Source organism: Halomonas rhizosphaerae (assembly GCF_030012485.1).
In the GTDB taxonomy this organism is placed as follows: Bacteria; Pseudomonadota; Gammaproteobacteria; order Pseudomonadales; family Halomonadaceae; genus Halomonas; species Halomonas rhizosphaerae.
The window spans coordinates 45,676-61,578 of the sequence record NZ_JASCQQ010000024.1; the positions used below are offsets into that span (position 1 = coordinate 45,676).

Sequence of the window (15,903 nt, forward strand, 5' to 3'; positions counted from 1 at the left end):
TGCCTTCCCTCACCTTCCCTACAGGCCTACAGGACCCGGCGTGTCCTGCCCCTCTGGGACGATTCAGCGGGAGGCTGCTGCACGTGCCCTGCCGCTGCCGCTTCCGCCTTGGTCCAGGCGATGAAACTCTGAACCTGCTGGGTACCGATGGCGTCACGGGTCGCAACGATATCGTAACCGATGCTCGTCTCCACGATGTCCGGAAATGCACGCACCAGAAGCCCTGCCGCGACCAGATCGCTCAGTATCGGCAGGCTACCAAGGACGACCCCTTGTCCCGCAATAGCCGCCTGGACGGCCAGGTTGTAGTCGCTGAAGCTGACCCCTCGTCGAGCATCTATGTGTCCGGCTCCCAGCGTCTCGAGCCAGGGCTCCCACCCCACCCACGCCCGAGTTGCCGTGGCCCAGGTCAGGGCTGAGGTATCCCAGTGAATCAGGGTGGCGCGAGAGAGGTCGTCCAACTGGCGCAATCCCTCATGGCGCGAGGTCAGCGATGGACTGCAGAAGGCACAGAGCTTCTCGTCGAACAGCCGGTAGGCCACATCCCCCTTCTCCGGAGCGACGCCGAAACGAATCGCCACGTCCGCCGCGCCCCTTTCAAGATCCGCAAGGCGAAGTGAGGAATCGATCAGCACATCGATGTCGGGATGCATGGCGCGGAACCGCTCGAGCCGGGGTACCAGCCAGGCAGTGGCGAAGGAAGGTTCGGCGGAGACGACCAGGCGTTGAGGGTTACGGTAGTCCCTCATCTGGCCAACCGCCCGTTCGATCTGCAGGAAGCCTGCCGTCAGTGATTCCAGGCCAACACGGCCGGCCGGCGTCACCTTCAGGCCGCGCCCACTGCGTTCGACGAGTGCTATGCCCAGGTGCTCTTCCAGCTTGCGCACCAGTTGCTTCACCGCCGCCGGCGTGACATGGAGCTCGTCGGCAGCAGGCACGAAGCTCGAATGGCGAGCAGTAGTCTCGAAGGCGCGAAGCGCATTGAGAGAAGGCAGAGGGCGTTTCATAAAAGAAACTTTATCTAACCTCTATGTATAGATCAAATACATTGCATGATGCCCTTTATTAAGGAAAATAGCTGACATCGCTCGCATCAAAGGTAAGAAAAGTTACGTTATGGCCGTTTCGGCGATAACGGCTTCCGCGCAGGAACACACTGACTCGCCATGGTTCGGCTAGCGCGAAGCAACTCGCCCCCGCCCTCACGCAATAGCAAGGCCATGTCTCATGCAACCCGATCAGCACACGCTTCTCGCCTCCGCCATCGTTCTCGCCACGGGGGTGCTATGGGGGTTCTACTGGCTACCGGTTCGCGCCCTGGGAGAGATGGGCCTGGCGGGCGCCTGGGGGACAGCCGCCATCACCGCGGGCACGGTGGTACTTCTTCTGCCCTTTGCCGTTCGACATCGCCGCCAACTGGCCCGAACCCGACCGATCGCCCTGCTCTCGGTCGCCTTGGGCGGTGCCGCTTTCGCGCTCTACTCGATCGGCTTCCTCTATGGACGAGTCGCGATCATCATCCTGCTGTGGTTTCTCAGCCCGGTGTGGAGCACGCTGATCGGCCGCTTCCTGATGGGTTGGCCGACGCCCCGCCTGCGCATTGTCGCCATTGTCTTGGGCCTGGCAGGACTGGCCATCATGCTGGGGGCCGACGGCAATCTACCGCTGCCTCAGGGAGCAGGTGAGTGGATGTCATTGATGGGCGGTATCCTCTGGTCTTTCTCCACCACCGGCATCCGCGCCCGATCCACCATTACGGCCCTGCCCGCCGCCTTCATCTTCGCCCTCGGCGCGGCAGTGACGGCGCTGGTTCTCGCCCCGACACTTGAGCCGGTGCCCAGCCTTGTCTCGAGTCAGGCTTTCACGATCACGGGGCTGGCACTGCTGACGGGTGGCCTCTGGTGGGGCTTGACCCTTGTGGCATTGATGTGGGCGACGGTCCGGCTTGAGCCGGCACGCGTCAGCATCCTGCTGATGACGGAGGTGCTGGTGGGGGCGCTCTCCGCAGCCCTCCTCGCCGATGAGTCACTGACAGGCTTCGAGATCGCGGGAGGTGTCATCGTGCTCTTCGCGGGCCTGCTTGAGGTCATTCCCGCGCGCAGCCCCAGAGCGGCATGACCTGTCCAGGACTTGCAACCGACGGTTCCTGACCTGGGTGGGGCAATGTATTCCGAGGGTTGCGGCATAGCGTCACGGCACAGGATCCCTCATGTCTCGAGACGGCCGATTGATCATGCGACGCACCCTTCTGACCGGCCTTGACCGACGTGATGCTTCGCGAAGGCCTGCGCTCGATGGGGACAGAAGCCGCCTTTCATTCCAGGCTACCAACATGTCCTGGATGCGACGGCCCCCCGGTAGGACCCGGTTCCGGCCAGGCGACCGCGAGGCGGACCAGAATCAGGCAGAAAGTCATGCGCATGACCTTGGCGCACCCTGAAAAAGAAAGAGCCGCTGATGTCTCAGCGGCTCTTTCGATATTCGTGGCGGAGGGGGAGTCCGCTGACCTGGAAAACAGCAAAGTCCAAAATGATCCAGTTATTCATTGTTTTATATATGTTTTTTTAATTTATTGTCCAATGACATCCAAAGACGTATCGCTAATTGCGGCGACAAAGTATGGGCTGGAGTATGGGCTAAGGTATGGTACGCTGATCCCTCGAATACTTAGGAGATGGCCATGGGCAAGCTCACCACACGCGGGGTGCAGAAGCTGGTCAGGGAGGGCAAGCCCGGATTGACCAACGATGGCGAGGGCCTGTATCTCAAGATCGGCAAGAAAGGGGGAGCAAGCTGGATCTATCGGTTCCGGCGAAATGGCAAGCTTCGCGACATGGGCCTTGGTAGCTATTCGGACGTCAGCCTTGCTGAGGCGCGTGCTCGTGCCGGGAAAAACCGCAGCCTGGTCAAGGAGGGTCTTGACCCTCTTGAGGCGAAGGTAGAGGACGCACAAGCAGACGAGACGACACCCACCTTTACCAGTTGTGCCGCTCGCTACATTAAATCTCACCGTCGCAGCTGGCGGAACGCCAAGCACGCGCGGCAGTGGGTCAGCACTCTGAAGGCCTATGCCCGACCCGTGATCGGCTCCATGCCAGTCGACGAGGTCTCCACCCAGGACGTCCTGAAGATCCTGTCGCCAATCTGGAACAACAAGACTGAGACGGCCAAGCGTGTGCAGGGGAGGATCGAGAACGTCCTCGACTACGCGGCGGCGCATAACTACCGGGATCCTGTGAACCCTGCTCGCTGGCGAGGCCACCTCGACAAACTTTTGGCTAAGCCATCCCGCGTCAAAAAGGTGACCCACCACCCCGCCATGCCATATGACGTGGTTCCAACCTTCATGGCTGAACTCCGGGGCTACACGAGCATCTCCGCCAAGGCGTTGCAGTTTCTGATACTGACAGCGACACGAACCTCAGAAGTGCTTCGTTCGGAGTGGCCCGAGATCGACCTCGAGAATGAGACTTGGACGATCCCAGCCGACCGGATGAAGGCACGTCGTGAGCATCGGGTGCCGCTGTCTCGGCAGGCGATGGAGCTGCTGACCCAGCTGCCAAGGGTGAATGGCAATCCGTATGTCTTCCCCGGAGCTCGCCAGGGTCGTCCCCTCTCCAATATGGCCATGCTGCAGTTGATGCGCGGAATGGGCTATGGCCCGGATGGCGAGCGTGGTGACTACGTGCCCCACGGTTTTCGCTCGAGCTTTCGTGACTGGACAGGCGAGGTCACCAGCTACCCCCGTGATGTGGCCGAAATGGCGCTTGCGCACACCATCGAGAACAAGGTGGAGGCAGCTTACCGCCGAGGTGATCTGTTCGAGAAACGGCGTGCGATGATGCAGGAGTGGGCAGATTCCCTAGCTTAAACTGCTGACTGAGGCATCACTAATATACCCTCACCCAACCTCATTAACCGGCGCTGATCAAAATTCAAACAGCACTGCCGACCTCAACGACGAAGATTGGCCTGACGCGCCAACCACTCATCGACTTCAGACTGCAGCCAACCAACTGACCGTGTGCTCAGTTTAACTGGCTTGGGAAACAAGGGATCATAGGCTTTCGATTTTGGGTCGAGCTTGTTGTAGATCGTTGATCTTGATAGACCTATCTTGGCGACAACGTCCCGAACCCTGAGCATTGTGCCAGGTCCTACAGTTTGAGGTTTTGTCGCGCCCGAAAGAGCTGGCGCGGCAAGCCTGTGTTTCTCGATCGTATGATCGGTCATCAATTACCTCTTTTACCCGCGGTTTCGCTATCAGTCCAAGCCCTCGCTGGTTCCTCGACTGTAACTCAACAGGAGGCCAATACTAAAGGAACGCACCTTCCGTTTCGGTGAGGACCAGCACCTACGGTAGAACTATGAACATCCTGAGTTTTTACCCACCCCATAATATCTTTCAGGCGGATATAATTGATTGCATACGGCGAATTAACTCAAGCTCCAACCACCTAAAAAAAGCACCAGTACTACGGATTTTTCGTGCGGCAACAGGTAGAACTGGAATCAAACCAAGGAAAAATAGTTTCATTGAGAAATTCGCTAAACTTCGAGCGGCCCCAAAACTGTAGGAGAAAGAGCCTAAACAACCTCATGGCGAACGAATACTTTTCCATCATGCACAGAATACCCCAAAAGAAAACACAAAAACTTCTGATCACTCACTGCAAAACATGACGACATGATAAAACACTTCAAGGAAAGTTGACGTCTAAACTAACGAGTGTCGAGGCCTGCTTTTCGGGCTTTCAGCCCAGCAGCATTTTTCAGTAAAACTTAATAAAGACACCAACACTAGATGGAAGTGGCCCATTTTTTCGCAGGAGGTTACCAGTCACTTGGATTATGCCCCGCGGTATCCAACCCTGGCCTTGTCAGCCAATTAGCGAGGACCCTTGGTGGTGCATAGGTAGGCCGCCGGCGGCCATGGGGTTTCTGGGCTTACATCAGTCACGACGCGAACCCATGATGTAGCTGTTCCAGCAGTTCCTCCGCAGCAGCGTAGCCCTGCGGCGTTGCGCTAGCCTCAAGGGCGCTGACACCACCCAGCATCCCACGCGGTTTGCGTAACCACCTAGTGGCCTTCTCCCGACTACCGAAAATTTCTTCGACAAGTAAGGTGATCCGGTCTTGAGCATTGATCATGGTGCCTTCAACCCTAGCCTCCTCGTCACCCAAAAAAGGGGCACCGAGCTATTGAGCCCAGCCTCACCCAGCGGCAGCGTAAAGAAGTTGAGTGATTGACCCAGCCTACTCAGTGACCGCCAGCTTCGCCAGAGTGCTCTGCCCGTCAGTCGTGACCAAGAGAACATTGAAGCTCAAAGTCGCCCTCAAGTAGCTTTGCCAAAAAGCCCATTTGACATTCAGCTGGCGCCACGAGTGCCAGGGCCGCTTCAGCAGGCCACCGGTCCGCTCGCCCTGGGCTGGCAGGACGTCGGCCTGGTCGAGCGCGGCACCTTCATCGTTGACGAGGTCGAGCACTCCGGCGCCCCAGATGTCGTCGTCATCCGCGCGTGCAGCGCCGACATGCGCCGCCAGCTACCCGGCAAGCGCTCCCAGGGCTGGCACAAGCTCAGCCTCGGCGACATCGTCACCACCATTGCCCGCCGCCACGACCTCACCCCAGCGGTCGGCAACACCCTGCCGGGCATCTATGTGGAGCACGCCGACCAGACCGACGAGAGCGACCTGCACTTCCTCACCCGCCTGGCCGAGCAATATGACGCCATCGCCACCATCAAGGCCGGGAGGTTGCTGTTCATGGCCGCCGGCCAGGCCAGCACCACCAGCGGCCGGGCCATCGCCCCGGTCACCCTGCGCCGCCACCACGGCGACGGCCACCGCTACGTGGAGGCCGACCGCGACGCCTTCACCGGCGTGCTCGCCTACTGGCACGACCCGGACGCCGCCGAGCGCCGCGAGGTCATCGCCGGCAGTGACGAAAACCTCAAGCGCCTGCGCCACACCTACGCCAGCCGGGATGATGCCGCCAACGCCGCGCGCAGCGAGTGGCAGCGGATCCAGCGCGCCGGCGCCGAGTGCTCGTTGACGCTGGCCGAAGGCCCCCGACCTCTACCCCGAGACGCCTGTGCGCCTCGCCGGCTTCAAAGCCACCATCGACGCCGTGGCGTGGCTGGCCACCGAGGTCACCCATGACCTCAACAACACCACGTATGCCACCCATATCGAATTGGAAATCCGAGGTTAAGGCGGCTTCCGCACAAATCATGCTTGTCTTTGACTGTCTTTGACACTATATATGGATACATCGACACCTTGTCGATACTACATATTGTGCTCGAATGGAGACCTCCCAAATGGCTACCGTCAACAAAAGCGCAGTGACAGGTAAGTTCGTCAAGGATACAACCGTAAAGAAAAGCCCAAAAACCACCTATAAACAGACCGTTAGCAAGAAAGGTGGGGCTGGCAAAGGAAAAAAGGGCAAGTAAGGAAGGCAACCTCGACAGGCAGGCAGTGATGAACAGGCTGCTATCTACCAGATGAAGCCCCCGCCATCCCTGGCAGGGGCCGCTTCATCACCGCATGACGCATTCGCATCTATCCTTGGCGACCTGGCCACAGGCCGCGACCACTTGGCGTCATAGCTGCAGCATGGACGTCGCCGGCCTATCGCACACTACGCCATCAACAACACGCGATGTCCGTTTTTGCCTACATCACCATGCATACCGCCTCGCCTGGCTCACCACCACGCCACGCACGTCGCTCTGGCGGGCCGTGAACGAGCCGCTGCTATCCGTCGGGGGGATCAAGCGGATCTGCCCGCCGATGCGGTGGCTCTTGAAGAGCCGCTGCTCCCCTTCCACCTCCACGATCACCAGGTCGGCGTGCTGTGCGGGTTTCTGCTCGTCCACCACCAGCAGGTCGCCCTCCATCAGTGGACCAACCACACCGGCCTCCTCGCTGACCTCCACCAGGTAGCACGAAGGTTTGAAGCGCTTCAGGTCATAGCCCTCCAGCGCGGGGTGCGAAATGCCCGCACACAGCGGGCCGAGGTAGTTCACACGCATGTCGTCCCTGCCTTGTTGCTCTCTCATCGCTCAGCCCCGCCATGCCAGGCTCTGGCCGCTGATCGCCACGCTCCCGCCTTGCATTAGCGTTTGCCTTACAGAGCGCTCCTGCCGAATACTGTACATATAGACAGTATTTGACAAGAGACCTTCCGATGCGCGACCCCGAGATCCACTACCCGCTGCCAGCCCCGCCGCTGCGGCCGCTTCCGTTCCCCCTCACCACCATCCGTGCCGGTATTTCCGGCTTCCCTTCGCCAGCCGAGGACTACGTCGGCCGCACGCTGGACCTCAACGAGCGGCTGGTGAAGCGCCCCTCGGCCACTTTCTTCATGAGCGTGAAGGGCGACAGCATGGACGGCTTCGGCATCCAGGATGGCGACACCCTGGTGGTCGATCGCTCTATCGATCCACGCCCAGGGCACATCCTCGTCGCCCTGGTCGATGGCGAAGTGATCGTGAAGCGCTACGAGAAGCGCCACGGCAGGCCGTTGCTGTGCTCCGGCAACCCACGCTACGCCCCCATTCCCCTCACCAACCTGGATTGCCAGGTGTGGGGCGTGGTGCGCTCGGTTATCCACGAGTACCCGGTGTGAGCGGTGCCATGATTGGCTTGGTGGACTGCAATAACTTCTACGTGAGCTGCGAGCGGGTCTTCCAGCCGCGGCTCGAAGGCGCACCGGTGGGGGTGATGTCCAACAACGACGGCTGCGTGATCGCCCGCTCCAACGAGCTCAAGGCCCTGGGCGTGGAGATGGGCACCCCCGCCTTCGAGCTGCAGCCCCTGGTGCAGCGCGGGCAGATCCGCCTGCTCTCCTCCAACTACGAGCTCTACGGCGACATGTCTGCCAGAGTGCGCGAGGTCCTCGAGGAGTTCTCTGCCGGCGTCGAGCCCTACTCCATCGATGAGATGTTCGTGCGCTTCGATGGCTTCGACCACGCCACCACGCTCGCCCTGAGCCGCACCTTGCACCACAAGGTGCGGCAATTCACCGGCATCCCCGTGTGCGTGGGCGTGGCCCCCACCCGCACGCTGGCCAAGCTGGCCAACCGCGCCGCCAAGAAGCTGCCGGGTTACCACGGTGTGTGTGTGCTCACTTCCGAGGGCGACGAGACGCGAGAGCTACTCCAGCGTACCGCCCTGGGCGACGTATGGGGCGTCGGCCGGCGCCTGGTCGAGAGGCTGGCCATCCAGGGCATCGAGACCGCCTGGGATCTCCGCCAAGCTGACCCCAAGGCTATCCGCCGGCGCTACTCCGTTACCCTCGAACGCACCGTGCGCGAGCTCCAGGGTACACCCTGCATCGAGCTCAACGATGCCGACCGGCCACGCGACCGCATCATGACCTCGCGCTCCTTCGGCCGCCTCACCGGCGAACTGGGCGAGGTACAGGCCGCCATCCGCCAACATGCCCAGCGCAGCGCAGAAAAACTCCGCGCCCAGGACAGCCACGCCCGCGCGGTTTACGTATTTCTCAAGACCAACCGGCACCGGGCAGATCTCGCCCAATACTCCCCGAGCGTGGTGGTCGAGCTGCCCTTCCCCACCGACGACAGCCGCTCCATCCTCGCTGCCGCCCAACAGGGTCTTGAGGCGATCTATCGCCGTGGGTACCGCTTCATGAAGGCCGGGGTGATGCTGCTCGACCTGATCGACGCCAACCGCCAGCAGCTCTCGCTGCTTGATACACCCGAACGGCAGGCCGAACACGACAAAGGCCGCCAATTGATGGCGGCCCTGGACGAGCTCAATCAGAAAATGGGGCGTGGTACCGTCACCCTTGGCCGGCCCACCGCCGGCGCCGCATGGCACCTGCGCAGCGCGCACCGCACGCCGCGATTTACCACGCGGTGGGGAGAGGTGCTACAGGTAGGCGAAGGCCACAAACTCAAGCGACCTGACCAGTGGCCAGGGCGCTAATAGCAATCGCTTTATACGGGTCAGCCACCAGCAAGGCGGATGATGGCGAATATCAATGCGGCAACAGCCACGATGGTGCCGACATTCCACTTGATAATGCTGGCCTCAGTTTTGGCAAGCGCTTCCTTCGTGGCCATGGTCTCTTTGACGACTGCCACTTCCTGCTCCAGATTCCGTATGTGCTGTTCCATCGCCGGTGGCTCCTTCTGAAGTAGGTCAGCAGCGTAGCACCGTGCATGCGTGCCCTACGGCTTCAAAAGTTCAATCAAGCTCGCTTCATCGTTTGTCGGCCAGTTCACCCGCGTGCTCACCGGCCAGTGTGTGATCAGTTCAGCATCCAGGTGATGTACCACCTGGCGGATCGTCTCGCGATCGGTAAGCTGCGGATCGAGCCAGTGCTCCAGGCTCTCGGCATCAAGGGCCAGCGGCATGCGCGGGTGGATCTCGTTGGCTACACCGCGTGCTGGCTCGGTCAGGATCGCACAGCCTGGCTTCCCATCGGCCCGCTCCGCCCAGATCCCCGCCAGCCAGATCGGCTCACGGTCCTCACGGCAAAGGAAGTGCGGCTGCTTCTTGCCATCTACCGGCAGCCACTCATACCACCCGTTAGCAGGCACCAGGCAACGGTGATGGGCGAAAGCCCCCTTGAAGTAGTTGGAGGTGGCCACCTTCTCGACGGTGGCGTTGATCGGCTCTGGTGCCTTCTCGCCCGCCCAGTGCGGCCGATAGCCCCACCACACCTCGTCCATCACTAGCGGCGCGTCATCGTGGAGATTACGTACTGCAGTGATATAGGTGCCCGGCGCCACGTTATAGCGCGACTGAAGCTCTCGAGGTTTTAGTGGCAGGCGCAAGGATTCCGAGAGCTTGGGGAAAGTGCTATAGAGAGAAAATCGACCGCACATAAATGATTGTCTCTCCAAACCACTCAAAGAGGCTTGCAAAGCGTCCCTCTTGAGAAGTGCTGGGTAAATCACCAATCAGCGAATCTGGTGATAACGAAATATCGAAAAAAACGAGCAACGTATAGATCATACCAAACCAAAAAGTAAACCTCGCCAACAGATTAACTTTTTTCAAATTCGCCTTGGCAACCGAAATTTTATCATAAAGCCTTTGCGAACATTCGCTAGCCATATTAACAACTTCGTCACTCTCCCTGATAATCTCATACTTCTTAAATGATTTATCGATCTGCCACTTCAAGTCATCAAACGTCTGCATCATCATGCTATTAGACATTATAACGACCTTACCCACCACAAAAACCCCAGCCATAATTAAAAATATCCCCCAGCCTCCACCAGTGCGTATTAACGCTCCTATGGCAACAATTGCGCCGGGAATAGTTAGCGCTTTATTCTGACTATTTGAGACAAAATCCATTAGCTTAGAGTTAAATTCCAAACTTTTTTGATCAATCTCATTAAGAAGTTTGCTCACAGAAAAATTATGGAAATATATCTCGTACTGTTCTTTATATTTCTCATGGAGCCTAGAAATGTTCTGCAAAACCCACAAAAAGTCGGAAAAATCTTTATGTGGCTCATCGAGCACTAGGGTTATAGCTCTCCTAAGAACCTCGTTTCTTTCAGGCTGATGAACATCATCCATGAGCATTAACCTAGATAGCTCATTTATACCACCCATAGCAGCTTCATCGGGATTGAGACTAGAAACCTCTTCAGAACTGAGGATTATGGATATACTTTTCTTTACCCCTCGCCCCTCATGACTTACGAAGAAAAGAGCTTTATTATCCGAAGAAACAAAGTGGTCAGCAATCTCCTTAATCAAGGCTCTTGCCTTAATTACGAGGTCCACTGAACAAATAAATTTGTGCTGTTCCTTATCTGCACTAGAAGCCCCAATTGAAACTATAAAATATTCATCAGGCAATTGATTGGTTGACTCGTGCCTCTTCCAGAACACTTCCTCATCTTGATAGATGGGGGGTAAATTATCCCATTTCCCAGAAGCAAGGGAAAATACAAGCTCATCATCACTTACATGTACTGAGTCATGATATCCCGCTAAAGAAAGGACGCGATCCAATTCTTCCCGACCAATCTCACTAGGCAATGTTACGAATCGGCCAGAGCTGATAGAGACCTTACCAGGCAAAGAGGAGAGCAGCTGTATTAAAGGCTCAAAGCTATGCTGTTCCATCATCGTCACTCATTGAGCGGCCAGTAACACGGAACACTTCTCTGCGTTTTTCACCTGAAATAGGAAAGCAAAGGTAGTTCCCATCCTCAGAAACCTTAACTGGCTTAGTGGAGTCCATCTCGCCAATAGAATTCTCGCTAACCTCTACATCATAGCTTTTATTCTCATCTTCCAGAAGAATTTTTCCAACTTTTTTTGCACTATAATTGGTTGGAGAAAACCAGTCATTGACTTGGTATTCATTATCATTCACAAAACCTGAGAACAAACCTTTATGCTCGCTCTCTTCTGGAAGAATCTGGTCCAGCCGCTTCTGTATTTTGTCAAGACTAAGCGGCTCTGAACTTGGTTTCGAGTGCTGAAGCAACAATGCTTTAACACCTTCCCTCAACTCTTCAGCCAAATCAAGACCAATCCTCTTTGCCTCGATAAAGTCTCCGAGAGCTCGATCAAGCTCCTCAACGCTTCTCTTGTTATCTACACTTTCACTACACCCAAATGAAGTTTTAAAAAAGTCTGCTCTCGAGCTCCCTTCGATGAACCGCAAGTATGCTTCACCATCATGGCTAGGGTAGCAAACCGAGAACAAATTTATATCGATCAGAGCGGCTTGCTTTATAGCTTTCGTATCAATAGGCTCCAAGCGCTCAGGGCGTAAATCACTATCAAAATCAAACATGCCCCGCTTTTCTAAGAGCATGACTAACAGCCTACCAAGATCACCTTCCTCATGAGAAGAATAGTGCATTATTACTACATTCCCGCCAGCTGTTGGTGATGCTTTAGCTTCGTCGGCAGCACTAGCCAAACCTGTCATCAGGCCATCAGAAAAGCTCATAAATTCCGCATCAGAGCTGTTGTCATTAGATTCATAATAACGCTTCAGCTCTCTTGGGATCGAGGTCATCTTGGATGAAAAATACCCAAACTTCTTATTCTTACTCCTGAACCTCCTCTCTATTTCATTGACAAACTCAATGGCAATTTTGTCGCTAACGTCCCAAGGCTTGCCCAGCTTGCTTTGAAATAGAGCTGAACTGGGATTTTCACCCTTTCTTAATAGTCCTGTGACTGCCCTGATGGGCCTTACAGCTGATACATGAACCTTCTTATCACTTTGCTCTTCCTTCACATTGTTCATTTCCCTATCTCCCTTGCGAAATACCCCCATTCCAAGGGGCATATGTAGCGGTCTTCTGCCGCCTCGATTATGAAACCCGCCCTATCCTAATCTCACACCGCCCCAGGATCTCCACGTCCCGCATATCCTCGGGCTTGATCATCTCGGGCTGATAATGCTCGTTGTCGCTGATCAGCAGCCAAGCGCCCCCTGCCACCCGCTGCACGCGCTTGATGCGCCGCTCGCCGTGTACCAGCAGCAGAAACACCCCCTCTGGCTTCGGTTCGCACCGGCTGCGGTCCACCAGCACCCAGTCGCCATCGGCGAGAGTGCCGTCCATGGAGTCGCCGCGCACCTTGATGCCCACCACCTGAGCCGGATCGAGGCCCTGGGCGGCTAGCTGGTCGGTGGGGAAGTAGAGCGTGGACTCGACCTCCTCCTGTTCCAGGGAGCGGCCATCGCCGGCCGCGGCCTCGATGTCATACATCTTCACAGCCGCAAGCTGATCACTTCCGGCCATGTTGTCGCCAAACATTGCACCATCCTCGAGACGGCTGGCTCCAGTGGAACCGATTGATCCCCTGACCGAACGGTTACCTGTTAGCACGTACTCGACATCGGCGCCGACACCGGATATCGCGGTGAGATAGTCAGCTTTTGGGCTGCGCTCGCCGCTCTCGTATAGCATCTGTGTCTTCTTCGTCACCCCCGCCAGGTCACCGATCTGGGTCTGCGTTAACCCCAGACGCTCCCTCTCTCCGCGAAGCCTCTCGCCAAAAGAAACCATTAGGTTCTACGCTCCACTTGACAAAGAAACCTTTCGGTTCCATTCTGATGCTGCAGTCTTAGACAACCTTAAGGAAGCCTAACCTATGGACACCGCCGAGACCATGCAAGCCGCTGTTGCGGCCCGCGCCCTGCGCGGGTGTAACCTCCCGTTGATGGCCCAAGTCAGCGTGACCGAGCGTGCCAAGCTCGAGGGTATCGCCCAGCTGGAGATGCGCTCGCTATCCGCCACCACCCGAATGCTCATCCTGCTCGGCATCGAGCACTACGAAGCCGAAACCAAACGAGCCGGCCAGGCTTGAGCGGCCTGAATCGTCCCAGGTTTCATAGACATCTACAGGCCTTTTAATGAAGGCAGCTTGGGGATGGTCGAAAATGCCACGCATTCACTGACCTGGCCCTGAGTGCTTGCTCTCAACGATTTGGCACCGGTAGCCCCCGCCGGCGCCTTCTCGCGGGCCAGGTGATTCCACCGGGTACGTTCGGAACAGCCGACCTGATGCGCAATGTCCACGAGGTGGGCGCCTCGCTGGTGGAGTTGCTTTACCATGAGAAAGTCCTCTCGGCTCCGCATAGCGCGGTCCTTACAGGTTTGGTCACCAGTAAAGAAAGGTCATGCGGATCGGGGGCAATCAGTTTTGATGATTTACGGACTTATAGCTCGGGCGTCGACACTCGGATTTGGGTTGGGCGCATGCGCCACCCCTACTTCAGGTACCCAACCCTCGAATCGCCTGCTGAGTGAGATGGACTGCATACGGTCAGCCGGTAGACGAGAATCAGGTTGAGCTGGCCCGCCGGGGACGAGTCAAAGGGTCCTGCTCTGTCAGCCGGGGTTGGGCGCATGCGCCCAACCCCGTTTAAGGCAGCCAACCCTCGGATCGCTCCCTGGGTGATATGGACCGTATTCGGCCCCACCTTAATACGGGGAGCCAACCCTGCCTGCCAGAGACGAACCACATGATCTCGCTCTTGGAGTCGGGATGGGCGCATGCGCCCACCTTGTTTCAGGTAGCCAATCCTCGAATCGGCTCCCGAGTGAGATGAACTGCATACAGTCAGCCAGGTGACGAGAATCAGGTTGAGCTGGCCCGCCGGGGACGAGTCAAAGGATCCTGCTCTTTTAGCCGGGGGTGGGCGCATGCGCCCACCCCTGCTTCAGGTTGCCACCCCTTAGATCGACTTCCGAGTGAGGTGGACCGCATGCGGCCACCCCGGGAGACGAGGGTCCGCCCTGGCTAGCCCTGCCGGAGACGAATCTCATGATCCTGCTCTCGGAGTCGGGTTNGGTTGGGCGCATGCGCCCAACCCCGCTTCAGGCAGCCAACCTTCGGATTGCTCCCAGGGTGAGATGGACCGCATTCGGCCCCACCTTAATATGGGGAGCCAGCCCGGCCTGCCAGAGATGAATCACAGGATCTTGCTCTTGGAGTCGGGATGGGCGCATGCGCCCACCCCTGCTTCAGACAGCCAACCCTCGGATCGCTCCCCGGGTGAGATGGACTGCATACGGTCAGCCAGGTGACGAGAATCAGGTTGAGCTGGCCCGCCGGGGACGAGTCAAAGGATCCTGCGCTGTTAGCCGGGGGTGGGCGCATGCGCCCACCCCTGCTTCAGGTACCCAACCCTCGAATCGTCTGCTGAGTGAGATGGGCTGCATACGGTCAGCCGGTAGACGAGAATCAGGTTAAGCTGGGCCGTCGGAGACGAATCACGGGATTCCTGCTCTGAAGTGGGGTTGGGCGCATGCGCCCCCCCCTGCTTCAGGCAGCCAACCCTCGGATCGCTCCCCGGGTGAAATGGACCGCATTCGCCCCCACCTTGATACGGGGAGCCAACCCTGCCTGCCAGAGACGAACCACATGATCTCGCTCTTGGAGTCGGGTTGGGCGCATGCGCCCAACCCTGCTTCATTCCACTGGCTGAGCCAACTGCCTATTCGCAAAGTCCCTAACCGGCTGCCGCTTCGATTCGGACGTCACCACTTCCCGAGCCGATCCCTTAGATAACGAAATTTTTTATAGCGCTTTACGCCAGCAGCTTGTTTAGTGAAACTACTAGATTCTATTGCCATACATTTCCACATGAAGAAAAGTCGATGAATCTCAATAAACTCATTACTTTTATAGATATCGAAGCCTCAGGTCTGCATGAGAGCAGCTATCCCATTGAGATCGGTTGGGCAGACACACTCGGTAACAGTGATTCCTTCCTCATCCGTCCGCCTGATCATTGGACATACTGGAATAATGTCGCAGAAGCAATTCATGGGATAAAACGCGAAAAGTTACTAAATGAAGGAATACCGGTAACCGATGCTGCCGAACGTCTTGATCGGTCACTTGGGGTTGAGACAGTTTTCTGCGACGCGCTTGAATTCGATTCATTCTGGATAGAAAGACTATTTGAAGCAGCAGGCATAGAGCCTTCATTTCAGCTTTCTGACGTGCACCAGCTATTCGGCGCGCTGGGTGCAGAACGCACATTACTGCTGGAAGAAATCATCAGAAAGACACCTGCTCCACATCGCGCACGCGAAGACGCACAACGGTATGTGGCAGCATACTGTGCTGTGATCGTCAACCGTCATCTCTAGTGATAGAGGGAATTTTTTTCGGGACCTCATGGGACGAATTCCAGGCGACGATGCTACGGCCGGACGCTATGGGGCCGCGTTAGGGCTTTTGGACGCACTATCGAGCAACCAGAAAGGAGTTCAGTCCGAACGGATCATCGTTCAAGATGATCATCCGGGACCCTACACCTAGCCCTAATCACTCAGGTTTTTGAAACTATTCGCGCTGGCGCTGGTGCCGGTTCTGCATTCGTTGTCTGCCAGGCGAGTCCGGTACTAGTGCAAAGCATCT

The 15,903-nt window shown here is 57.2% G+C and carries 17 protein-coding genes; 8 read left to right on the top strand and 9 right to left on the bottom strand.

Annotated features, from left to right (window positions below; translation table 11 throughout):
- Nucleotides 1-26: 26 nt before the first annotated feature.
- Nucleotides 27-1,007, bottom strand: a complete 981-nt coding sequence (locus tag QLQ86_RS10205) for a LysR substrate-binding domain-containing protein (protein WP_282816834.1) — start codon at nt 1,005-1,007, stop codon at nt 27-29.
- Nucleotides 1,008-1,227: 220 nt separating this feature from the next.
- Here QLQ86_RS10205 and QLQ86_RS10210 point away from each other — a divergent pair, with 220 nt between their 5' ends.
- Together QLQ86_RS10210 and QLQ86_RS10215 are read left to right on the top strand one after the other, a co-directional pair.
- On the top strand, nt 1,228-2,118 hold the full coding sequence (locus QLQ86_RS10210; protein WP_282816835.1) for a DMT family transporter: 891 nt from the start codon (nt 1,228-1,230) through the stop codon (nt 2,116-2,118).
- 562 nt (nt 2,119-2,680) lie between these two features.
- Entirely contained in the window at nt 2,681-3,871 is a 1,191-nt protein-coding gene (locus QLQ86_RS10215) for a tyrosine-type recombinase/integrase (RefSeq protein ID WP_282816836.1), read from the top strand.
- A gap of 83 nt (nt 3,872-3,954) precedes the next feature.
- Here the strand turns inward: QLQ86_RS10215 and QLQ86_RS10220 are convergent, their stop codons facing one another.
- The gene (locus QLQ86_RS10220; RefSeq protein ID WP_282816837.1) at nt 3,955-4,233 is read right to left on the bottom strand and encodes a helix-turn-helix transcriptional regulator; all 279 of its coding nucleotides are present in this window, start codon (nt 4,231-4,233) and stop codon (nt 3,955-3,957) included.
- 723 nt (nt 4,234-4,956) lie between these two features.
- Nucleotides 4,957-5,151 carry an antitoxin Xre/MbcA/ParS toxin-binding domain-containing protein gene (locus QLQ86_RS20155; protein ID WP_407650080.1) on the bottom strand — a complete coding sequence of 65 codons (195 nt, stop codon included), beginning with the start codon at nt 5,149-5,151 and terminating at the stop codon, nt 4,957-4,959.
- 234 nt (nt 5,152-5,385) lie between these two features.
- Here QLQ86_RS20155 and QLQ86_RS10225 point away from each other — a divergent pair, with 234 nt between their 5' ends.
- Together QLQ86_RS10225 and QLQ86_RS10230 are read left to right on the top strand one after the other, a co-directional pair.
- On the top strand, nt 5,386-6,162 hold the full coding sequence (locus QLQ86_RS10225; protein ID WP_282816838.1) for a contractile injection system protein, VgrG/Pvc8 family: 777 nt from the start codon (nt 5,386-5,388) through the stop codon (nt 6,160-6,162).
- A gap of 161 nt (nt 6,163-6,323) precedes the next feature.
- Nucleotides 6,324-6,458: a hypothetical protein gene (locus tag QLQ86_RS10230; RefSeq protein WP_282816839.1), complete on the top strand. Its 135-nt coding sequence runs from the start codon at nt 6,324-6,326 to the stop codon at nt 6,456-6,458.
- Between the two features lie 228 nt (nt 6,459-6,686).
- Here the strand turns inward: QLQ86_RS10230 and QLQ86_RS10235 are convergent, their stop codons facing one another.
- Nucleotides 6,687-7,040: a LexA family protein gene (locus QLQ86_RS10235; protein ID WP_282816840.1), complete on the bottom strand. Its 354-nt coding sequence runs from the start codon at nt 7,038-7,040 to the stop codon at nt 6,687-6,689.
- 155 nt (nt 7,041-7,195) lie between these two features.
- Here QLQ86_RS10235 and QLQ86_RS10240 point away from each other — a divergent pair, with 155 nt between their 5' ends.
- Together QLQ86_RS10240 and QLQ86_RS10245 are read left to right on the top strand one after the other, a co-directional pair.
- A complete protein-coding gene (locus QLQ86_RS10240; protein ID WP_282816841.1) occupies nt 7,196-7,636 on the top strand; it encodes a LexA family protein in 441 nt (146 codons plus the stop codon).
- A gap of 8 nt (nt 7,637-7,644) precedes the next feature.
- Nucleotides 7,645-8,961 carry a Y-family DNA polymerase gene (locus tag QLQ86_RS10245; protein ID WP_282816842.1) on the top strand — a complete coding sequence of 439 codons (1,317 nt, stop codon included), beginning with the start codon at nt 7,645-7,647 and terminating at the stop codon, nt 8,959-8,961.
- A gap of 20 nt (nt 8,962-8,981) precedes the next feature.
- Here the strand turns inward: QLQ86_RS10245 and QLQ86_RS10250 are convergent, their stop codons facing one another.
- The 5 genes from QLQ86_RS10250 to QLQ86_RS10270 form a co-directional block, all read right to left on the bottom strand.
- Nucleotides 8,982-9,152 carry a hypothetical protein gene (locus tag QLQ86_RS10250; RefSeq protein WP_282816843.1) on the bottom strand — a complete coding sequence of 57 codons (171 nt, stop codon included), beginning with the start codon at nt 9,150-9,152 and terminating at the stop codon, nt 8,982-8,984.
- A gap of 54 nt (nt 9,153-9,206) precedes the next feature.
- Nucleotides 9,207-9,815, bottom strand: coding sequence for an SOS response-associated peptidase (locus tag QLQ86_RS10255; protein WP_282816844.1), 609 nt, complete (start codon nt 9,813-9,815; stop codon nt 9,207-9,209).
- A gap of 25 nt (nt 9,816-9,840) precedes the next feature.
- A complete protein-coding gene (locus QLQ86_RS10260) occupies nt 9,841-11,133 on the bottom strand; it encodes a hypothetical protein (RefSeq protein WP_282816845.1) in 1,293 nt (430 codons plus the stop codon).
- Nucleotides 11,117-12,271 (bottom strand): nucleoid-associated protein, encoded by a 1,155-nt coding sequence (locus tag QLQ86_RS10265; protein WP_282816846.1) that lies wholly within the window; start codon nt 12,269-12,271, stop codon nt 11,117-11,119. Before QLQ86_RS10265 ends, QLQ86_RS10260 begins: the two co-directional genes overlap by 17 nt.
- Before the next feature lie 67 nt (nt 12,272-12,338).
- Nucleotides 12,339-13,037: an XRE family transcriptional regulator gene (locus tag QLQ86_RS10270; protein ID WP_282816847.1), complete on the bottom strand. Its 699-nt coding sequence runs from the start codon at nt 13,035-13,037 to the stop codon at nt 12,339-12,341.
- A gap of 85 nt (nt 13,038-13,122) precedes the next feature.
- Between QLQ86_RS10270 and QLQ86_RS10275 the strand changes: the two genes are divergently transcribed.
- Both QLQ86_RS10275 and QLQ86_RS10280 read left to right on the top strand, forming a co-directional pair.
- Nucleotides 13,123-13,338, top strand: a complete 216-nt coding sequence (locus QLQ86_RS10275; RefSeq protein ID WP_282816848.1) for a hypothetical protein — start codon at nt 13,123-13,125, stop codon at nt 13,336-13,338.
- Nucleotides 13,339-15,134: 1,796 nt separating this feature from the next.
- On the top strand, nt 15,135-15,632 hold the full coding sequence (locus QLQ86_RS10280; protein ID WP_282816849.1) for a 3'-5' exonuclease family protein: 498 nt from the start codon (nt 15,135-15,137) through the stop codon (nt 15,630-15,632).
- Nucleotides 15,633-15,903: the final 271 nt, after the last annotated feature.